The 21,775-nt window shown below is 60.7% G+C and carries 8 protein-coding genes, 1 tRNA gene and 1 other RNA gene; 8 read left to right on the forward strand and 2 right to left on the reverse strand.

The genetic code is table 11. The features are described 5' to 3' along the window. Positions 1-423 (forward strand): transposase (locus ACTQ05_RS05265; RefSeq protein WP_441538207.1); only part of this gene is annotated, 423 nt, incomplete at its 5' end. 517 nt (positions 424-940) lie between these two features. On the opposite strand, the gene ACTQ05_RS05270 is transcribed toward ACTQ05_RS05265, so the two are convergent. Further along, entirely contained in the window at positions 941-1,492 is a 552-nt protein-coding gene (locus ACTQ05_RS05270; protein WP_427719860.1) for a LemA family protein, read from the reverse strand. Between the two features lie 211 nt (positions 1,493-1,703). On the opposite strand from ACTQ05_RS05270, the gene ACTQ05_RS05275 reads away from it, so the two are divergent. Beyond that, positions 1,704-2,288, forward strand: a complete 585-nt coding sequence (locus ACTQ05_RS05275; protein WP_427747789.1) for a TetR/AcrR family transcriptional regulator — start codon at positions 1,704-1,706, stop codon at positions 2,286-2,288. A gap of 2 nt (positions 2,289-2,290) precedes the next feature. On the opposite strand, the gene ACTQ05_RS05280 is transcribed toward ACTQ05_RS05275, so the two are convergent. Then, positions 2,291-2,380 (reverse strand) — tRNA-Ser (locus ACTQ05_RS05280). 51 nt (positions 2,381-2,431) lie between these two features. Here ACTQ05_RS05280 and tadA point away from each other — a divergent pair. From tadA to bilS, 6 genes are all read left to right on the forward strand, one after another. Continuing rightward, positions 2,432-4,213 (forward strand): tRNA adenosine(34) deaminase TadA, encoded by a 1,782-nt coding sequence (gene tadA, locus ACTQ05_RS05285; RefSeq protein WP_441538209.1) that lies wholly within the window; start codon positions 2,432-2,434, stop codon positions 4,211-4,213. 573 nt (positions 4,214-4,786) lie between these two features. Next, complete coding sequence (locus ACTQ05_RS05290; protein ID WP_441538211.1) at positions 4,787-16,762, forward strand: Spy0128 family protein; 11,976 nt, start codon at positions 4,787-4,789, stop codon at positions 16,760-16,762. A gap of 94 nt (positions 16,763-16,856) precedes the next feature. Beyond that, positions 16,857-16,952: signal recognition particle sRNA small type (gene ffs, locus ACTQ05_RS05295), an RNA gene on the forward strand. A gap of 341 nt (positions 16,953-17,293) precedes the next feature. Further along, entirely contained in the window at positions 17,294-19,177 is a 1,884-nt protein-coding gene (locus ACTQ05_RS05300) for an ABC transporter ATP-binding protein (protein ID WP_441538213.1), read from the forward strand. Next, on the forward strand, positions 19,178-21,037 hold the full coding sequence (locus ACTQ05_RS05305; protein WP_441538215.1) for an ABC transporter ATP-binding protein: 1,860 nt from the start codon (positions 19,178-19,180) through the stop codon (positions 21,035-21,037). It begins immediately after the preceding gene. Positions 21,038-21,148: 111 nt separating this feature from the next. Then, positions 21,149-21,700 (forward strand): flavodoxin family protein BilS, encoded by a 552-nt coding sequence (bilS, locus tag ACTQ05_RS05310; protein WP_427727654.1) that lies wholly within the window; start codon positions 21,149-21,151, stop codon positions 21,698-21,700. Positions 21,701-21,775: the final 75 nt, after the last annotated feature.

Consider the following 21,775-nt stretch of genomic DNA (forward strand, 5'->3'; position numbering starts at 1 on the left):
GCGCCGGTCTACGACTTCGGCAGCAAGGAGATCGTCGCCTGGTCCACGTCGCTGCACCCCAACATGGCTCAGCAGCACGAGCTGCTCGACCAGCTCGTGTCCAAGAAGCCCAAGGGCTCCAGGCCGATCCTGCACTCGGACATGGGCTGGCAGTACCAGCAGGCCGGTTGGTGCAGACGGTTGGAGGAGGCCGGCGTGGTGCAGAGCATGTCCCGGAAGGGCAACTGCATCGACAACGGCGCGACGGAGCAGGTGTTCGGCCACATCAAGGACGAGTTCTTCCGCGGAAGGACGTGGCCGGACTTCGAGTCCTTCAAGGCGGACCTCGACGACTTCGTGGTCCATTGGAACACGAGGAGGCGCCAGGTTAAACTGAAGGGACTGACCCCGGAGGAGTTCCGGAGACAGTCCCTTGCGGCGTAGTTCTTATTTAAGCCGTCCAGGTTTTGGGGTGCAGTTCAACGTGCGGCGGGGGTTCTTTCATCCTGCGGAGTGCGCCTGGGTGTGGGCTCCATAAGGAGCTTGGCCCTAATGACCCCGCGCAGTTCTGTAGGAAAACCGCGCACCAGGAAGAGGTGCGTGCGCGGTTTTCCGGTTGCCGCTCGCCTGGGGTGGGACGGGGCGTACATTTTTGGGAGTTTTCAGCAGCCGGGTGCGCATGCATACGGGATTTTGGGCGAAAGTCAGGCGCCGTGAGCCGCATCCTGTAGAAAATGAGTGATCCCTGAGGTGCTGAGGGCTCAGAATCAGGGTTTTCAACGCGGTTTTGTGGGCCCATTCCTGTTCCTTTGGGCTCCAGAATGCTGAAAACTCCAAAATTTGCACGCCGCCCTCTGGGGTACCTGTGGGCAAAAAGCAACCGTCCCGCCGAAGTATGCATTCGACGGGACGGTTTATGCGGTTTATGCATATACCCGATTAAGGATACGCTGCGGATCTGTTAGAACTTGACGGTCGGTGCCTGGCGGGCAGCTTCGGCGGCCTCGAAGCCCTGGCGCTCCTTAAACTGGAAGATGCCGGCAAAGATAACGGCCGGGAACGTCTGGATGGCGTTGTTGTAGCTGAGCACGCAGTCGTTGTAGCTCTGGCGCGCGTAGCTCACCTTGTTCTCGGTGTCCTCGAGCGTAGCCTGGAGCTGCATAAAGTTGGTGTTCGCCTTAAGGTCGGGGTAGGCCTCGGCCACGGCAAAGAGCTGGCGCAGTGCACCGGTCAGCACGTTGTCGGCTTCCATTTTGGCCTCGGGGGTGGTGGCGCTTACGGCGGTGTTGCGCGCGTTGATCACGGCGGCGAGCGTGTCCTGCTCGTGCTTGGCGTAGCCCTTGACGGTCTCGACCAGGTTGGGGATCAGGTCGTTGCGGCGCTGCAGCTGCGTGTCGATGTTCTGCCAGGCGTTATCGATGCGATTGCGCTTGGTAACCATGTTGTTGTAGATGCCAGCGATGGCGCAGACGATCACAACGACAACAACGATACCGATGATGACGGGAAGCATGATGTCTCCGTTTCGAATGGCAGCGGCGTTTTGCGCCGGCCGTTGTTGGTATAACGTATCTAGTATACCCGCAACCTTTGGCGGTGCCGAACTTTCCGGTAAGCGTTTTGTTTCAACCAGGGAGGGGGCGCCAATATCGAACGGTTGGTACAGGTGTAAGATATGCGACAAATTACGGAATGCTGTCTACGCCTTGAGGATGGCGATACGGATGGACCTTCGCATCAAGAAAACCTATCGTGCCCTGTTCGACGCCTTTACCGAGCTTTTGGAAGAGCATCGGTTTGAGGATTTGACGGTTGCCATGCTTTGCGACCGGGCCCTGATTCGCCGCACGACGTTCTATAAGCATTTTCGCGATAAAAACGATTATTTTGCCTTCTATATCGATGAGCTTATGACGGGCTTGCCGCAAAACCAGACCGACGCAGCGGACGCGGAGCCGCTTGTGGATGTACAGGCGCTTCGCCATGAGGTCTTTGACGATGCCATGAATATGGTACTGGCGCATGAGCAGCTCATGGATAACCTTTTGGCGAGCAGCATGTCGGGCATGCTGACCGGCATGATTTGCGACCGCATCGCGCATTCCATCCGTGAGCGCGTGATGAGCTCGCTTGCCGAAGACGCCCTGGCGCCCGTTTCGCTCGAGACGACATCGGAATTTATCGCCGGTGGCATTATTCGAGTGTTCACAAATTGGTGGGAATCGGGCCACGATCTTGAGCGTCGACCCGAGATGGCCGACGTGGTCGATGCGCTGTTTGAGCGCACCATGACGCCGGTGAATCACTAAGGTGGCGGAGAGAGGGGGATTCGAACCCCCGGAACGCTCTCGCGCTCAACGGTTTTCAAGACCGCCGCATTCAACCGCTCTGCCATCTCTCCGTGAGTCGTAATGATAGCATCGTTTTGAATTTGCAACAGGGAAGGCGAACGATGACGATCACCGAAATCGACGAGAAGTTCATGCGCGAGGCGCTGGCGGAGGCGCGCGCCGCTGCGACAGTGGGCGAGGTGCCGATTGGTGCTGTGGTGGTGCGTGCGGGCGAGATTGTCGCGAGGGCGCATAATCGCCGTGAGCTCGACCAGGACCCTTCGGCACATGCCGAGTTTTTGGCCCTGTGCACCGCCGCTCAGACGCTTGGGCGTTGGCGCCTTTCCGATTGTACAGTCTACGTGACGCTCGAACCCTGCTGCATGTGTGCGGGGCTTATGGTTAACGCGCGCGTGGGGCGTTGCGTGTATGGCGCGGCCGATGCCAAGGCGGGCGCAGTGGGCTCGCTGTATGACCTCAATGCCGATTCGCGCCTGAACCATCGGTTTAATGTGACCGCTGGCGTGCTGGCAGACGAGTGTCGTGAGGTGTTGAGCGGCTATTTTAGTGGGCTGCGTGACACCGATGGTGCTGTCTGCGGTTGTGGGGCCGATTTTGAGGCACATGTCGCTCATGCCAAGGCACTCACGTGTGCCGAAGATATTGCCGTTGAGGCGGTCGATTTTGGTGTCGCGTGCCGCCGACCCCGCCGTGTGCTGTTGGCGATCGATTCCTTTAAGGGCAGCGTTTCGAGCGCGCAGGCGGAGGCGGCCGTTGCCGAAGGCGTGTGCCAGGTGTGGCCCGATGTCGAGCTGAGCGCTTTGCCGCTGGCAGATGGTGGCGAGGGAACGCTCGACGCCGTCGCCGCGCGCGGCGGCGAGCTTGTGACCTGCGAGGTTGCAGGCCCCTTGGGCGATCGCGTGTCTGCACGGATGCTGGTGGACGGTGAGCACGAGTCGGCTGTAGTTGAGATGGCCGAGGCGGCGGGCATCGGGTATTCGCCCTGCACGGAATCGGCGGCGTTGGCTGCCACAACCTATGGCGTGGGCGAGCTCATGCTTCGCGCGGTCCGTGCTGGGGCAAAGACTATCTATATTGGCTTGGGCGGCAGCGCTACCAACGATGGCGGCGCCGGTATGCTGCAGGCGCTGGGCGCGAATCTTGTCGATGAGTGTGGCTGCAATATCGCCCCCGGTCTTGCGGGTCTCGAACACGTGGTGAGTATCGATTTGGCGCCAGCGCTTCGGGTGCTGAATGGCGTGCGTATCGTGGTGCTTTCCGATGTTGAGAATCCGCTCGTGGGGCGCCGAGGCGCTCTGACGGTGTTTGGCGGGCAGAAAGGCCTGCCGACGGGTGACGTCGAGGCGCTGCGCGGGTACGACGGCTGGATGGTCGGCTACGGTCGTCTGCTCGATGCGGCGATTTTCGAGATGCGAGCCCAGAAGCTTCTGCGCGCGCCCGAGGGTGCACGGTCATTTGGCTCGGTGCTTGGTGTGCCCGGTGCCGGTGCCGCCGGCGGCTTGGGTGCCGCGCTGCTGGCGCTCGGCGCGGAGTTGCGCTCGGGCGTGGAGACGATGCTCGATTTGATTGGGTTTGACGAGTGCGTTCGCGATGCCGACCTGGTCATAACGGGCGAGGGCAATATGGACGAGCAATCCGCCGCCGGTAAGGCGCCGGTGGGCGTGGCCCGTCGTGCGAAGCGATATAGCAAGCCGGTGGTCGCCGTCGTGGGCGGTCGTGCCGACAACCTGGATGCGGTGTATGGACAGGGTATCGACTTGGTTCTGCCGGTTTGCCGCAGGCCCATGCCCCTTGACCAAGCGCTCGACCCCCAGGAAGCCACAACCAACCTCATCTGTGCCGGCGAGGCAGCCGCTCGAGCCTACGACCTCGGCCGCCTCTAAAACCTATCTCCCTATAAGTTGCGGTGAAATACGGAGTGTTTTTGCCTTTAAGGGGCCAATTCAGTCCGTATTCCACCGCAACTTCGAGAATGTCCATTCGAGGTTGGCTGCTTTGGGTCGGACCGTTCGCCACGAAATGCGGCCGTCTACTACGTTAAACCGGCCACCCTCGACCATCCCGGAATTTACAAAAAGAAAACCGCAGGTAGAGAGCTTGCCGATTTTCGAAAAAGTCGGCTATGGTCGACCCCTGCGACCTAAACGTAGTAGATGGGCCCTTTCCGTGGCACAGCTCCGTCCCAAAAAGACTGCCCCGGGAGCCCGGTTTGGCCAAGTAGCCAAAATAGCTCCGTCCCAAATTAGCTACCTTGTGGGGCGCGAATGGTTAGTTTTGAGCTTAAGTGGCAACCTGATGTTGGATTTCGGGTCGCTTAAATTGTTACAATTTTAACTGTATAGCGATGTCTCGCCTTGCGTTTCTGCGCGGGGGGGGGGCGTATATTTACATCGATGAGGAGGACGACACATATAATGAGCCGCTTCTTGCCGTCCTCATGGATTGGGGAGGCCTTCATGAATCGCGTGTGCGCGAGAGTTCGAGAAATACTAAAGCCTTTTGGCAAGAAAACCAATACCGCAAAGCGTGTCCTGAGGTTTTTGACTGTCCCGCTGGCAGCGTGCGCGCTCATGTTTGGCGCGACGAGTGCGTCGGCCGATCAAGCGGTTCCCTTTAGCAACCACACCGTGCAGACGGTGAATCCCACCGGCACCACGGTAAATCTGTTCGACTATTGGGTCGTGAACGGTGACAATGATAAGTCCGTCAACATAAACAACAATAATGGTAATAACAACACTGGAATCAACAAAGATCACCAGCTCAAGTTCAATGGCGGCGCCGGATCGGGCATTAATAAATGGACGGGAAGAAGCGGCGTCGACGGCTTTGGACGTCTTCCATTTGTGAAGAACACGCTGGTGAATGGCTATCCCGAGATCAAGGCTGGCACCTATACCTCATACGGCACGAAAGGCGATTGCACCGATGAATCGCTGGCCTATCTCTTTAACAATGCCAGCCAGGCCAATGGCAAACAGGACGGCAAGGCCGTTTACAGCAACGTGAATGGGCTCTTCCAGCTCAAAGATGGCTATTACGTTTACGACTCGTATGGTTCTAACGGCAACTATGCCGTATATAACCCCACGACCAACTCCTTTAACGTTTACGATAAGGCGGGCGTATATAAGAGCAAAGTATCAGATACAAATCTGGGCCAGTTCTTCCCCTTTGATTCGGCCCGCAAGGTTTTTGAAGAGAAGAACGGTCAGCTCTCTCCTATAGGAATAACGGACGGAACGAACGATAAGCTCAACCACCACTTTGGCATGTCCATGACAACGGAGTTTGTCCAGCCTAAGGAAGGCAAGACCACCAAAAACGAGGATATGATCTTTGAGTTCTCGGGTGACGACGACGTCTGGGTGTACATCGATGGCGTACTCGTGGGCGATCTGGGTGGCATCCACGAGAAGGCGACGCTCAAGATCAACTTCGCCACCGGTGGCGTGCATGTCGGTCATGTTGACAATGCAAATGATCCCGAAAAGACAATTCAAGACACCACCATTAGGGCGATGTTCGAAGCCGCCGGCGCAGATACCACCAACTTCTCCGGCAACACCTTCCTCAACAGCACCAAGCACACGCTGAGCTTCTTCTATCTGGAGCGTGGCGCGGGTGCATCGAACATGTCGCTCAAGTTCAACCTCACCACCCTGCCGTCGTCCGAGGTCGCGAAGGTCGACCAAAACGGCGAGGCAGTCAATGACGCAACCTTCAAGCTGTACCGGTCCGATGGACCAGATGCCGACTGGAATAAGGGTGAGCTCGTCGCTCAGGGTACGACGAAAGACGGGGGTCAGCTGATACTTCAAAAGTCGAACGGTTCCGTCCTCTCGTTTGACGAAGAGCACAACACCAATCATTGCGACTACTTTGTACTCAAAGAGGTTGGCCTGCCCGCGGGATACCGCTCGAGCCTGACCTCGTCGACCACTGCAACGCCAGGCGAGTTGCATTTGCAGTACAAGCCAGCCGCGGCAAGTGGCACGGGCGGCGTGGTGGTTGCGCCGCAAACAACGGTCACCATGGCCGACGACGCAACGCAATGGACGGGTAGCCGCATGTGGCTCAACGGTGGTTATCTGGCTGCCAAGGAGACCATCTCTCTTCCTGAAAGTACGCAAGACAATAAGAGCAATCCCATTAGCTCGGGTACGACATTTGCTGTCGTGCTCAAACGCACCGATAAAACTAAGAAAGACACGGACGAAAGTGCGTGGACGGCGGTCACGGGCAACCCGCTCAATGGCTATATGCTGTGCTCCGCGCACGGCATTGCCGGTGCGGTCGAGGCTGCCAAATCGGCGGACACGAGTGTCTTTGCCGTCAACACCAAGGGCGACTACGAGGTAACGGTTAGGTCGCTGCCCGGAGATATCGAGAAGTACGCCGCCATGATGACGGACAAGTCGAAGGCGGAATATACCGTGGCGGTGTATCACACCACGGCATCATCTCTGGCGGAGGCAACCACCGACAACACCTCTATGGTCCAATATCAAATGACAAACAGGCAGTTCTCTACGGTGATCCACCTCACCAACGTTCAAAACCGTCTGTTTGTGCAGAAGGTTGACGACCTGGGCGAACCCGTGAACGGCGCAACGTTTGAGTTATACAAGGCCGAGGATGTTACCGGCGATAGCCCCAGCACGTATGCCATTAAAACCGGCGCCACGCCGTATGACACCGTGCAGGCAAACGGCATGACCTATCCGTATGACATAGAGGGTGCCGCATGCTTCCCGCTCGATTCGACAAATCATGCGCCCCTTATCAAGGGTACGTACTACCTGCGTGAGTCTGTAAGTCCAGATGGCCATGAGATTAACAACACCATCACCAAGGTAATCGTGGACGATTCGGGTGTGTATGTGGATGCCGGCAAGAAAGGCGACGGTGTGCTCAGCATGAGCGGCCCTGGTTCGCTGATTGCCTCCCTGGCGCAGTTTGGCTCTCCCGACTCGATCGACAATACGCTTACGCACATCAAGGGTAAGCTGCAGAGTGCGGTCGTTGACGCCAACGGAAACCTGGCATGGGGCCAGACAAGTACCGCCGAGGGCGTGACGCCTTCTCTTGCGGGCAACTTGATGCATATGCGCTATGACAAGACGACGCAAGGTGCCAAGACCATCCTGCGCTATGTGGAGGACGGTGGCGAGCGCGACAACAAGCTGGCTACTATCTATGCGGACACGGGCGTAAACCGCATGGCCCTTTATCAAGAGGATGATCCAAAATATATAGACGATGCCTCCAAGACCCGTACTAATCTGGGCACGCTTCAGCTCAATCATCTCTTTACCACGGGAACGGGCGTGCAGTATGCCGACCGTCGTGTGGCACGCCTGCAGGTGACCAAGACGGTGACGGCAGATACTGGTCTTACTGCACCCACTAAGGATGCGAAAGGCGACGACCTGACCTTTACGTTTAAGTTCACCCTGCCGGAGTCCCAGAAGGGCTACGAGGCGCATGTGTTCGATGCGGACGGCAAAGCCGTGGGCGACTCTTTCACGCTCAAGAACGGCTACACCCATTCCATCAAGGCCGGCGAGACCATCCGCGTATACGACCTTAAGCAGGGCGACAGCTATAGCGTGAGCGAGCTCACCACCAAGAGCGAGGCGTCCAGCGGCGACGTGTTGGCGAGTATCGTCAACGCTGTGACCGGCTCTGCCGACGAGTCGGTGCTTCCGGCTGGTTTTAGCCTCGTGAGCCGCAAAGCCGGTGGCGAGGAGCAGTCGGGAACTGGCAACACCATCGAGGGCAAGATTGTAACGCTCGTGGACGGGGAGATCCCTGCGAGCAACAAACTCGAGTTTACCAACAACTACAGCGCCAGCCCCGTAAAGCTCGACGCCCAGAATAGTCTGAGCGCCAAGAAGGTGCTCGAAGGTCGCGATTGGGTCGATGGCGATTCCTTTACCGTGCAGCTTACGGCCGACGACGGCGTTCCCATGCCCGGCGGTGCCAAGAGCAAGGTGGCTACGGTTGAGCTCACCAAGAATACCCAGACGGCGACATTTGGCGATATTACCTATACCAAGCCGGGTACCTACACCTATACCATCTCGGAGGTTATCCCCGGATCCGATGCCAGGGCAGACGGCATAAGCTACTCTGCCGCCTCCTATACTGCGAAGGTTGTGGTGGAGGATAACCAAGCCGGCGCTCTGGTCGTTACGAGCGTGAAGGTAGTGCAGGAGTGCAACGACGCGGGTGTCGAGACCAAGACGGATGTTGCCGATAGGGTCGCAACCTTCACCAACCGCTACGATATACACGAAACGAAGATCATCATCCATGCTCAAAAGATTCTGACCGACAACGCCGGGACGTTCCCACTTGCCCAGAACACCTTTAGCTTTACACTCGAGGGCGTTGGCGGCCTAGCGGATGTCAACGCAACGTTCAACCCCGATGCGGTCGATACGAGCGTGACGGCTCCCATGCCCGAGGGCAACACCGCAACCGTGGGCAATAACGCCGACGGTACAGTGACGTGGCCGGAAATCTCCTATACCGCCAAGGCGAATGCGGGACGCGCCTACGTGTACAAGTTCGCTGAGAGTCTCGGTAGCACTGCGGGCATGGACTACGATCGATCGGTCTATTACGCCGTGGTGCGCAACGCCGAGAAGGGTGCTGGCATCCAGACTTCGATCGAGTACTACAAGATTGCAGAAGACGGCTCGGTAAAGCAGTTGGACACGAACGTTACGCCTTCCTTTACCAATATATATAGCGTGGATCCCACGAGCGTGACCCTGCAGGGTCAGAAGACCGTGAGCGGTCGCGACTGGAACCAGGACGAGAGCTATACCTTTAACCTTGCCGCCGCTACGGACGATACCGGCGCAACTGGTCTGGGTAAGACCACCGCAAAGGCAGTGACGGATGGGGCCGTTGTTATCGGCACTAACCAAGCTGTCGCCAGTGCGCCCGAGTCGGGGCGCATGGCCTCGTTCGTCTTTGGCACCGAAGCCGCCCCGACCGTGACGTTCAACCGCGCGGGCACCTTTAGCTTCAATATCACCGAGAACGCCGCGCAGGATGGCCAGGCGGGCATGTCCATGGACAAACACACCGCACGAGCGACCGTTGTGGTGACCGATCTGGATGAGTTGGGTAATCACACGGGCAAGCTGCGCGTGTCGAGCGTGAGCTACGCCAACACCGGCGCCTCCGATGCGGACAAGGCCGTAACCGGCAAGGCCGCCTTTACCAACGCGTACCATGCGTCGGGTACCTTTGGTGGCGTGACGGTCAGCAAGACCCTTGAGGGTCGCGCCTCTACCGCAGGCCAGTTCACCTTTGCTGTGACGGGCCTTTGGTACAACGGCATTCAGACATCGGTCGATGGCTCCGAGGCTAGCCTGTCCAATACGGCTGCGGGGGCCGGCGTGTCCAGCGCCGTGATGGGCGCAAGCGGGAAAGAGAAGCTCTTTGCCCGTGAGCTCACGGAGCAGGATCTGGGGCGTACGTTTGCCTATCGCATCCGCGAGAACCAGCCTGCGGCTGCCGGCTACACCTATGACACCGGCTACACGGGCGACGCCATCGTGCTCGTCAAGGTTCTTGCGCGCAAAAACGACCCTGCCAAGCTCTACACCGTGACGACGGTGCTCAAGGGCGCGGGTGTGATGGAGCTGCTGGGCGAAGGCGCCGACGCGAGCGCGCTGACGGACGAAAAGGTCGTCCAGCTCAAGCAAGATTCGACTACCTACGTGCAGCAGTACGATGCAAGTGAGGCCGGCGCCACAACGCCTGCCGTCTCGTTTGTGAATCGCTATGAGGCAAGCCTCGACTATGGCGCTGCTGGCGGTCTGCAGATCGAGAAGACGTTGACGTATCCCAAGGACGCGACCATTTTTGGCTCGCCTAAGAGCACGTTCCGTTATATCGTCAAGCCTGCCGACGAGATATCTGCCAGCAAGGTTGGCATTTCCACGGACGGCAAGGTCTTTGAGGCGGCAAATGTCGAGGCCGACGCCCCCAAGACCGTGAGTTTGATACCTGCGGGTGGGTTGACCTTCACTCAGGATGATGCTGGCAAGACGTTCACCTATACGGTGGGCGAGATTGACGACAAGGCGACGGGCTATACGTACGACAAGACGGTCCATACGGTTAAGGCTGTCGTGGCGGATAATGGCGACAGCACGCTTAGGGTCACGACATCGGTAAGCAAGCAGGTCGATGGCGAGGATGAGCTCGAGGGCCAGTGGATCTATCCGTCTGGTGCAACGTCCACCGGTGTCGCGACGGTCAAATTCAAGAACACCTATACGGTCACCGAGGCGGCAACCTACACCCCGTCCGTGACGAAGGTGGTTGCCGGTGCCGATGCTCCGGGCAAGTTCACCTTTGCTATGACCGCGGCTGACGATGCTACCAAGACTGCCATCGATGGCAAGCTCATCACCGGCTCTTCGATGAGCGAGGACAACGGCTACGCTGAGGAGAAGCAAACGACGGCGGCCCTCAAGGACGGGGAGCACGAAAAGATTGACTTCTCAAAGCTCACCTTCAACAAGCCGGGCACGTATAAGTTCGCTATTAACGAACAAGTTCCGAATGTTCTCGGCGAGTGGAAGTATGACACGCACCCTTATGTCCTGACCATTACCGTAACCGATGAGGGCGGCAAGCTTGTGGCGCGTGCCGATGGCACGACCGGCTTGGAAGGCTTCATCTTTACCAATAGTTACCAAACTTCAACGAGCTACGAGCTCCAGGGCGGTCTTGAGATCGTCAAGACGCTCAGCGGGCACGGCCTGCATGCTGGCATGTTTGGCTTTACGGTGACGGGCGAGGACACCGCCTCAACCGAAAAGCTTAAGGAGCTGTTGCGTGCGGACAAGGATAAGGGCGAGCTTGTCGTTACAAACGATGAGCCGCAAACCGATGGCACGTCCCATACCGGTATTTTGGGAGGCCTGACCTTTGCGACGAAAGATGCGGGTAAGACGTTTACCTATAAGGTGGTCGAGAACGACGCAGGCCAAGGCGGCTATACATACGACTCCACCTATTGGGAGGTAGAGATTGCGGTTAAGAAACGCGGCGATGGTTCGCTCTACACCGTGACCACGGCCAAGCACTATGGCGCCAACGGAGATGAAGATGTCCACGACGCAAAGACCTTTAGCTCCGAGAACGGTGTTGCCAAGGCTCAGGTGTTCTTTACCAACAGCTACGCTGCGACCGGAACATTCGACGGTCTTACTGCCGAGAAGGTGATGGACTCCGGCGACAAGATCGAGGCTGGCCAGTATACGTTTGACCTGTATGCCGAGAAGGCCGATGGCTCGCTCGAAAAGATGGATGAGGGCGCGACCCAAGCAGGCGAGAACGGTACCGCAACGGTCGACTTCGGCAAGGTTTACTTTAAGCTTGGCGATGCTGCCAGCGAAACTCATGAGCAGACGATTGACCTTGCCCGCGCCGTCAACGATGGCGTTGCCATCAAACGGCACAATGCCGACCACACCACTACCTATAGCTTTAACCTGGTGGCAAAGGAGCGCTTGGCCAAACTGCCCGCGGGCGTGCGTCCCGTGGATACGTCTGCGACGTGTCGCGTGCTGCTCGAGGTGACCGACAACAACAACGGCACACTGACGCCCAAGGTGACCTATCGCAATGGTACCGAGAACGGCAAGATCGTCTTCCACAATACGCGCGATAAGGTCAAGACGATCGGCACGGTCGCGAAGCCCAATGTGGACATCGACGGGCAGCTGCTCTCTGTGGGCGACTCCTACGTCTATACCATCAACTGGGTCAATACCGAGGCCGATGCCTTCGTGACCGTGAACGACGAGCTTCCCACGGGCGTCGTGTTCGAGGCCTTTGAGGGCGAGTATGCCGATAAGGGCGCCGCGAGCGGTCAGTTGCTTACCTGGAACCTGGGTGAGCAGCCTGCGGGCAGCCACGGTTCGGTGCGCGTGCGCGTCAAGATTACCGGGGACGCTGTGAAGGACGCCCAGGGTGCGGTCGGCACCGTTGAGAACAAAGCTACCGTAACGGTTGACAACAAGAGCTATACCGGCACCACGACCAACTACGTGCCCAAGAAGTCCGAGAGCGATGCCCAGGATCCTAATGAGTCGGGTGTGGCGCTGGGTGATGAGCTCACCTACACCATCGGCTACAAGAACACCGAGGGCGCGTCTGCCACGGTGACGATCACCGATGCCGTTCCCGCGGGGACCGAGTTCGTGGAGTTCGCGGGCGACCATAAGGATGCCGGCTCCAAGGACAATGACGGCAACCTCACCTGGACGCTGGCGGACGTTCCCGCCGGCAAGGAGGGCACGGTTCAGTTTAAGGTCCGCGTGACCGAGGACGCGTTTAAGAGCGGTGGCGCTTCGGGCAATATTTCCAACCAGGCGTCGGTGACGGTCGGCAACAACCCTGCCGTCAAGACCAACACCACTACCGATGAGGTCTCTGACGGGCGCCTGACGTTGAGCAAGACGGTCGCGGCCGCCGAAGGCATTGTCGCGCCCAACAAGGCATTCACCTTTAAGGTGCTGCTCTACCAGGCCGATGGCGCAACGCCTCTGACCGGTACCTTTGCGTATGCTGGCCGTCCCAGCGGCACCAATGGCACCTATGTAAGTGGACAGATCAAGAGCGGGGACGCCATCGTGCTTAAGGCAGGTGGCTCCGTCACGGTTGCCTTGCCCATGGGTGCGCACTACGTGGTACAGGAGCTCGACTCCAAGGGCGACCTCATGACGAGCGAGGACGGCTTTACGATTGCCGATAAGGCGAATCCCCAGAAAGGTACCGTTGGGCAGGCGACGCAGGTGGGTTTCACCAACGTCTACAGCGTGGAGTCCACGAAGGTGGAAAACGCTTTTAAGGTGCAAAAGAAGATCTCCGGACGCAACTGGATGACATCGGATGCCTTTACCATGACGCTGACTGCCCAGGGTGAGGCACCTATGCCCAAGGGCGCCAAGGAGGGCGTGTCGACGATTGCGCTGCACAAGGATGCCCAGGTCGGCAACTTCGGTACCATCGATTACACCAAGCCCGGCACCTATACCTATGTGATTACCGAGCAGCCGGGTGACGAGGCGACACTCACGTTCTCGAAGGCCACCTATCGTGCCGCCGTCACGGTGACCGACAACGGCGCCGGTAAACTGTCTGCCAAGACCAAGATTGCACAGCTGACCGATGATGCGGGCGACGCTGCTAAGCGCACGGTCGAGGCGGCGGTCTTTACCAACACCGCCAAGACCGGTAGCCTCACCGTCAAGAAGAAGGTCGTCGACGGCGACAGCCAACGCGAGTTTGGCTTTGCGGTTACGCTGACCGACGGGGACGGCGAGCCCGTCTCCGGCACCTTCGGCAAGGGCGATGACGCCGTGACGTTCGCGGACGGCAAGGCAACCTTCACGCTCAAGGACGGCGAGGAGAAGACCATCGCCGGCCTGCCCGTGGACGCGCGCTACATCGTGACCGAGGACGCCGCCGAGGGCTACACGACTGCTGTTAACGGGGCTGACGGCTCCAAGGCCGAAGGCGCCGTGACCGAGGACGGCGCGACCGTCGCGTTCACCAACACGTACGGAACGGCCACCGAGGGCAGGGACGTCTCCACCGCGGGGCTCTTCACCAAGGCGCTCGAGGGCCGCGACTGGGCGGAGGGCGACAGCTTCCGGTTCACGCTCACGGGCGAGGGCGGCGCACCCATGCCCGAGGGCTCTGTCGACGGCTCCAAGACCGTCAGCGTGACGGCCGCCGCCGGCACCAAGGCGGGCGATAGGGTCGCCTTCGACTTTGGCTCCATTCGCTACACGCTTAACGACATCAAGGACGCCGGGTTCGCTGAGGTCGGCGATAAGCGCGTGCGCGCCAAGACCTTCACCTACACGGTGCGCGAGGTCAGGCCCGATGACGGTTCTGCCATCGCCGGCGTGGCCTACGACGGCCACGCCGCCACGATGACGGTGACCGTGACCGACGACGGCTCCGGCAACCTCACGGCCACGACACCCGCGATCGCGCAGGCGAGCGGCGGCGACTTCGTCAACACCTACACGACCGAGCTCGACTACTCGGCCCGCGCGGGCGTGCGCCTGTCCAAGACGCTCTCCGGCCGCGCCATGGAGGCGGGGCAGTTTGCCTTCACCGTGACCGCCGACGCCGAGACGGCCGCCAAGCTCGGCCTCAAGACCGACAGGGACGCCTACGCCGTGGCCGCGGCTGACGACGGAGAGGCCGACCTGGTCGATCTCATCGGTGGTGCCGCGGAGGGCGACGTGAAGTTCACTGACGCCGACGCGGGCAAGGTCTACCGCTTCACCCTCACCGAGACCAAGCTCGGCGGCGTGGGCTACACCAACGACACCGCGCCGCGCACGGTGACCATCGCGCCCGGCTACGACGCCGCGACGGGCAAGCTCACGGTCACGACCACAGTTGCCAAGGACGGTGTCGAGGTCGCCCGCGGCGAGGTCTCCACAGCAGATGATGCCACGGCGGCGCCCGCGCCCGTGACGGTCGCGTTCCAGAACTCCTACGAGGCCACCGGAACGCTCGGCGGCGAGGGCAACGTGGCAATTAATGCCACCAAGACGCTGACGGGTCGCGCCGCGGCGGCGGGCGAGTTCTCGTTCTCCGTCCGTGATGCCCAGGGCAATGTGGTCGCGACCGCGACCAACCAGGCCTCCGGCGACGGCGAGGCCGCGGGGCTCGCGTTCTCGCCCATCGCCTACACCACCGACGCTCTCGAGCAGATGATGGCGGACGGCACCGCCACCAGGGCCGCCGACGGCTCATGGGTCATTCCCTATACCGTATCCGAGGACGGCACGGACCGGCTACCCGCGGGCGTGACGGCGGCCGCCTCGAGCTTCGACATCACGGTCAAGGTGACCGATAACGGTAAGGGCGGGCTGGACGTTAGCGTGGTCTATCCCGAGGGCTCTGATGGCACGCTGTCGTTCGTGAACGGCTACGGTACCAACGAGGCGACGGTCGACCTCGCGGGCACCAAGACGGTGGCGCTTAGCCAGGCCGGACTCGGCCTGGCGCAGGCCGACATCGCGGGCAAGTACACCTTTAAGATTGAGCCGCTGGACGGCGCGCCCGCACCGGTCGACGCCTCCGGCAAGACGGTGACCGAGGCGACCAACGATGCCGCTGGCAACGTCAAGCTGGGCCACATCACGTTCAAGCAGCCGAGCGACCTCGATGACGCCGAGATCGACGGCCAAGGTCTGCGCACCAAGACGTTCGCCTACCGGGTGAGCGAGTCCGGCTCGGTCGACGGCGTGGTCAACGACGCGACGGCGACCAGGACCTTCACGGTCAGGGTCGTCGAGGACACCAACGCGGGCACGCTCGCCGCGGAGGTCCTGCCCGCAGAGGGCACGCCCGAGGGCAAGGGCGCGTTCGAGTTCACCAACACCTACATCGTGAACCCGACGCCGAGCTCCGTCACCAACCAGATCAAGGTGAGCAAGAAGCTCAAGGGCCGTGACCTGGCCGAGGGCGAGTTCGAGTTCCGGCTGGTCGAGCTTGCCGCCGACGGCAGCGAGAGCGTCGCGGCGACGGGCAAGAACGCCGCCGACGGCACGGTCGCGCTCAGCCCCGTCACCTACACCGCGCCCGGCACGCACGGCTACGAGCTGCGCGAGGTCGCCGGCACGGCGGGCGGCGTGACATACGACAGGGCGACGTACCGCGTGCGCACGACGGTTGCCGATGCCAAAAACGGCACGCTCACCGTCAAGCACGAGCTGGCGGATGCCGAGGGCAATGCTGTGGGCGACACCTCGGTGACCTTTACCAACGGCTACGAGGCCGCACCCGTCACCCTCAAGCTGGGCGCCGCCAAGGTACTCAAGGGTGCCGAGCTCATGGCGGGCCAGTTTAGCTTTGAGCTCAAGAGCCGGGACGGCAAGGTCATGTCGACCGCCAAGAATGCTGCCGATGGCAGCGTCACGTTCGATGCGCTGACCTTCAAGCAGGCCGGCACCTACACCTTTACGGTGAGCGAGGTCGATGACAGCCAGGCGCACGTGACCTACGACAAGGCGGTGCACAAGATCGTCGTCACGGTGGGCGACGAGGCGGCAGACGGCACCAAGACGGGCTATCTGTCGGCGAAGGTCTCCTACGAGGGCGACGCAAACATGCCGCCGGTCTTCACCAACAGCTACGCCGAGAATCCCGGGACCCCCGGCACCCCCGAGAACCCCGGCACACCGGGCGGAGGCTCGGGTGGCGGTTCCGATAACGGCTCCGGCGGCAGCTCCAGTGGCGATGGCTCCAAGGGCGGTATGCCCGACACCGGCGACCGCAGCCTGCCGGCGGCCGCGCTCGCGGTCATAGCCGGCACCGGCGCGCTGGCCGTCGCGGGCGGTGCGATCCTGTACCACAGGCGCCGCTAGCGATATGAACGAGTGGGGCGAATCCATCAGATGGGTTCGCCCCACTTGCCGTAGCGGGCAGGAGCGGGTAAGATATACCGAGCGCCAAGCGCGCTCGATGGGTTCGGATGACGACATGTTCCGAATCTGGTCAGGTCCGGAAGGAAGCAGCCATAAGGAGCCTCTGCCGGGCATCCGAATCCATCGAGCGCACGGGCGCTTTTTGGTGCCGCGAAGTGGTCCCGGTGCCGGCGGGCTGTTTGGTGTCTCGCTGGTCCTCGGCTTTGCCTGCGGGATCGCTCGACTACCAAACAGCCCGCCGGCACCGGGACCACTTCGTCCAAAAATCACCCGTAGAGGGCGCATTTATCTGAAGAATTGAATCCCGTGTCTTGCGGCGCTCGCTGGCGTTGCCAAAACATCGGCTGCTACATGCCTTGGGCGCTAGTGACCGTCGCCCTTACATCTGTAACGAGTTGCTTACGCATCTCCAGGGCTCGCCGTACTATCATGAATCAGATTGAAGAGAGATGATGATAGGGAGCGCCTTCTATGATTGAGCTGCTCAGGCGTTTTGGTGGTAAGTTTCTCCGGTATATGGTGATTGGCCCTGCGTGTAAGTTGATCGAAGTGATTTTTGACCTGCTTACGCCGCTCGTGATTGCCCAGATGATCGATAAGGGTATTGGCGCACGCGATGTCAACGCCGTCGTCCACTACGGTATGGTGCTCGCCGCCATGGCTGTGATCGGCATCTCGTTTACGCTCGTCTGCCAAAAGATGGCGGCGCTCACCTCGCAGGGCATGGGCACCGACATCCGCGGCGCACTCTACCAGCACATCAATAAGCTGAGCTATGCCGAACTCGATCGCTTTGGCGCGCCGTCGCTCATCACGCGCATCACCAACGACGTCAACCAGGTGCAGCTTGCCGTGGCGCTGGGCGTGCGCATGCTCATCCGCTGGCCCTTCCTGGCGGTGGGCTCCATGTGCGCGGCCCTTGCCATCGACCTTAAGCTCGGCGTGATCTTTTTGATTTGCACGCCCGCCATCGGCTTGGTGTTTTGGTTTGTCATGGCGCGCTGCATTCCGTACTACAAGCAGCTGCAGGCAAAGCTCGACCGCATCGCGCTTGTCTGCCGCGAGGGGCTTTCGGGCGCCCGTGTGGTCCGCGCCTTTGTGCGCGAGGATCACGAGCGCGAGCGCTTTGCCCTAGCCGCCGACGAGCAGGCGCATGTTGCCATCGCGGTGGGCAAGCTCTCATCAATCCTTAACCCCGTCACGTTTTTGGTGATGAACCTAGGCGTGTGCGCCATCCTGTGGGTGGGCGGCATCCAGGTCAACGTGGGTGAGCTTACGCAGGGCCAGGTTATGGCGTTCGTCAACTACATGACGCAGACGCTCACCTCCATCGTGTACGTCGCCAACCTGGTCGTAGTCTTTACCAAGGCGAGCGCCAGCGCGTCGCGCATCAACGAGGTGTTCAATTGTGAGCCGAGCATCACCGACGAGGGCAATCAGCCGGTCGCGCTGCCCAAGCCGAGCGAACTGGCGGGTGGCGCTGTTCCGGTTCCCGCACTGAGCTTTGACCATGCGAGCTTTTCGTTTGGCGCGGGCGCTGCCAACGCCATCAACGATGTGACCCTGGAGCTGCCGGTGGGCAAAACGCTCGGCATTATCGGCGGCACGGGCAGCGGCAAGTCCACACTCGTCTCGCTTATCCCGCGCCTGTACGATGCGAGCGCCGGCAGCGTGAGCGTGATGGGCGCCGACGCGCGCACCTGGCCGCTCGACCAGCTGCGCCATGTGGTCGCGACCGTCCCGCAGCGCGCGTCGCTGGTGAGCGGCACTATCCGCAGCAACCTGACCTGGCGCGACGAGGCGGCAACCGACGAGGAGCTTTGGGCGGCGCTCGATATGGCGCAGGCCAGCGAGTTTGTGCGCAACAAGCCGCAGGGCTTAGATGCCCCGGTCGAGGCGGGCGGCAAGAACTTTAGCGGTGGCCAGCGCCAGCGCCTGACCATCGCACGTGCCCTGGTGGGCTCTCCGCAGATCCTGATCATGGATGACTCCGCGTCGGCGCTCGACTTTAAGACCGACGCGGCGCTTCGTCATGCCATTCGCGAGCGCAGCGTGCGCGGTGCCGCCGAGGGCGGGCTGCCGCTGACGACTGTCATCGTGAGCCAACGTGTCTCGACTGTTCGCGATGCGGACATGATCTGCGTACTCGACCATGGCTCGGTCGCGGGCCTGGGCACGCACGATGAGCTGTATGCAAGCTGCCAGCTCTACCGCGAGATTTGCCAGTCGCAGCTTCGCCGCGAGGAGCTCGAGGGTCAGCAGGGGAGTACGGCGCCCACGCCCGCTCCAAGCCCCGCGTCCGCCCCAGGCGCCCCGACCGCCCCCGCATCCGTCTGCGCAAAGGAGGGCTGCTAAATGAATCCCTACACTTCCTCCGGTTCGGTCGCCACGATGACGGCCAACGTGTCCGGCAACGATAACCTCAGTGACTTGGGTGACGGCCCGCGCCAGCCCGGCGATCCCGAGCGCTATCCCGTGGGTGCGGTGACCCGCCGCCTGCTGGGCTATGTTCGTCCGCATCGCATTTCGTTTGTAGCGTCGTTTGTGAGTGCCGCCGCTTCGGTGATCTTGCAGCTCTACACGCCCATCCTCGTCGGCGAGGGCATCGACCTGATCGTCGCCGCCGGGCAGGTGGACTTCGACGCGCTGCTGCCGCTTGTCACCAAGCTCGCGATTGTCGTCGTAGGTGCTGCGGCTTTCCAGTGGCTGCAGGGCTACTGCGTCAACCGCCTGTCCTACGAGACGGTGCGCGACATGCGCGTGGAGGCGAGCGACAAGCTCAGCCGCATGCCGCTCAGCTTTATCGACAGCCACGCCCACGGCGACCTCATGAGCCGCGTGGTTAACGACGTCGATCAGGTGGGCGATGGCCTGCTGCAGGGCTTTACCCAGCTTTTCACCGGCGTTATCACCATCGTGGGCACGCTCGCGTTTATGCTTTCCATCAACCTGACCATGACGCTCGTGGTGGTGCTCGTCACGCCGCTTTCCATTTTTGCAGCCGGTGCTATTGCCAAGCTCTCCAACAAAAGCTTTACGGCACAGCAGCGCATCCAAGGCCAGCTCGGCGGTCATATCGAGGAGTACGTGGGCGAGCAGAAGCTTGTCGACGCCTTTGCCTATGGCTCCAACGCGCAAGCGAGCTTCGATGCCCTCAATGCCGAGCTCTACACCGCGGGCGAGCGCGCGCAGTTTATGGGTTCGCTCTCCAACCCCGGCACGCGCTTTATCAATAACATCATCTATGCCGTGGTCGCTGTGATCGGCTGCGCGGGCGTGATCACGGGCGTGCCGGCGGCGCTTACGGTGGGCGGCGTGCAGATCTTCCTGTCCTATGCTAACCAGTACACCAAGCCGTTCAACGAGGTCACCAACGTTATTACGCAGATCCAGGCGGCGTATGCCTCGGCGCGCCGCATGTTTGCGCTGCTCGATGCGCGCGAGCAGGAGCCCGACGCGTCGGACGCTGTAGAGCTTGCCGCACCGCAGGGCGAGGTCGCCTTTGAGCATGTGGACTTTAGCTACGTGTCCGACCGCAAGCTGCTGCAGGATATCTGCATCGAGGCCAAGCCCGGCATGCGCTTTGCCCTGGTCGGCCCTACGGGCTGTGGAAAGACAACGCTCATCAATTTGCTGCTGCGTTTTTATGATATCGATGCCGGCCGCATTGCGGTCGATGGCCGTTCCTCGCGTGACTACACGCGCGCAAGCCTGCGCCGTGCCTTTGGCATGGTGTTGCAGGATACATGGCTGTTCGAGGGCACGGTGGCAGATAACATAGCCTACGGCTGTCCCGATGCCACGCGCGAGCAGGTTATCGAAGCTGCCAAGCGCGCGCATGCGCACAAGTTTATCGTGCAGCTGCCGCAGGGCTACGACACGGTGATTGGCGAGGACGGCGGCACGTTTAGCCAGGGTCAAAAACAGCTGCTGTGCATCGCGCGCGTCATGCTCACCGACCCGGCGATCTTGTTGCTGGACGAGGCGACCTCGAGCATCGATACCCGCACCGAGCTGCAGGTGCAGGCGGCATTCGACGAGCTCATGGCCGGTCGCACAAGCTTTGTGGTGGCGCACCGCCTGAGCACCATTCGCAACGCCGACTGCATTCTGGTGATGCGCGACGGCGAGATTATCGAGCGCGGCACACACGACGAGCTGCTGGCGGCAGACGGCTTCTATGCCGATCTTTACCGCAGCCAGTTTGCCCAGTAGGGGCCACCGATTAGCGGCAGGTGGTTTACATCTGTCACGTTGGTACTAAGATATTCATCTAATAAATTGCATTAGTGGCTTTAGTTTTGGGGGAAACGAGGCAACGTGACTATGACGTGCTCTTTGGTGGTTAACAGCAAGAGCGGCAATACCAGGATGGTTTCGGGCGCGATCAAGCGCGCTCTGCAGGCTGCGGGTGTTGAGTTTGTCCATGCCGCGGCGTTGAGCGACGATGCGGATGCAGATCAGGTTGCGCTCGAGGCGCAGGGCGCCTGTGCGGCCGACACGGTGCTCGTCGGTTTTTGGTGTGACAAGGGCGCGTGCACGCCTTCGGTCGCGGCGTTGCTCTCCACCTTGCACGGCAAGCGCGTCTTTTTGTTTGGCACCTGCGGTTTTGGCGCCGACCAGAGCTATTATCAGCAGATTATCGATCGCGTGACCTCCAATTTGGCCAATGATGCCGAGCTTGTAGGTTGGGCGATGTGCCAGGGCAAGATGGGCCCTGCGGTCAAGCAGCGCTACGAGGCCATGCTCGAGCAAGATTCCGACAACGCCCGCGCTAAGTTGCTGCTCGACAACTGGGTTGCCGCGAAGGACCATCCGACCAAGGAAGATCTGGACAACATGGCGGCAGCCGCCAAGAAGGCCGTGCTGGGCGAGTAGGTCTATCGCTGCCGCGCGTGCGAAATAATACAGAAGCGAAAGCCTCGAGATCCTCGAGGCTTTTTCTTGACACTC

This window comes from Collinsella sp. LCP21S3_A9 (assembly GCF_052118785.1).
In the GTDB taxonomy this organism is placed as follows: Bacteria; Actinomycetota; Coriobacteriia; order Coriobacteriales; family Coriobacteriaceae; genus Collinsella.

Bases quoted from the DNA above. Each gene is read 5' to 3' on its own strand.
- ACTQ05_RS05270 (WP_427719860.1), bottom strand. From the start codon at position 1,492: ATGCTTCCCGTCATCATCGGTATCGTTGTTGTCGTTGTGATCGTCTGC.
- ACTQ05_RS05275 (WP_427747789.1), top strand. From the start codon at position 1,704: ATGGACCTTCGCATCAAGAAAACCTATCGTGCCCTGTTCGACGCCTTT.
- tadA (WP_441538209.1), top strand. From the start codon at position 2,432: ATGACGATCACCGAAATCGACGAGAAGTTCATGCGCGAGGCGCTGGCG.
- ACTQ05_RS05290 (WP_441538211.1), top strand. From the start codon at position 4,787: ATGAATCGCGTGTGCGCGAGAGTTCGAGAAATACTAAAGCCTTTTGGC.
- ACTQ05_RS05300 (WP_441538213.1), top strand. From the start codon at position 17,294: ATGATTGAGCTGCTCAGGCGTTTTGGTGGTAAGTTTCTCCGGTATATG.
- ACTQ05_RS05305 (WP_441538215.1), top strand. From the start codon at position 19,178: ATGAATCCCTACACTTCCTCCGGTTCGGTCGCCACGATGACGGCCAAC.
- bilS (WP_427727654.1), top strand. From the start codon at position 21,149: ATGACGTGCTCTTTGGTGGTTAACAGCAAGAGCGGCAATACCAGGATG.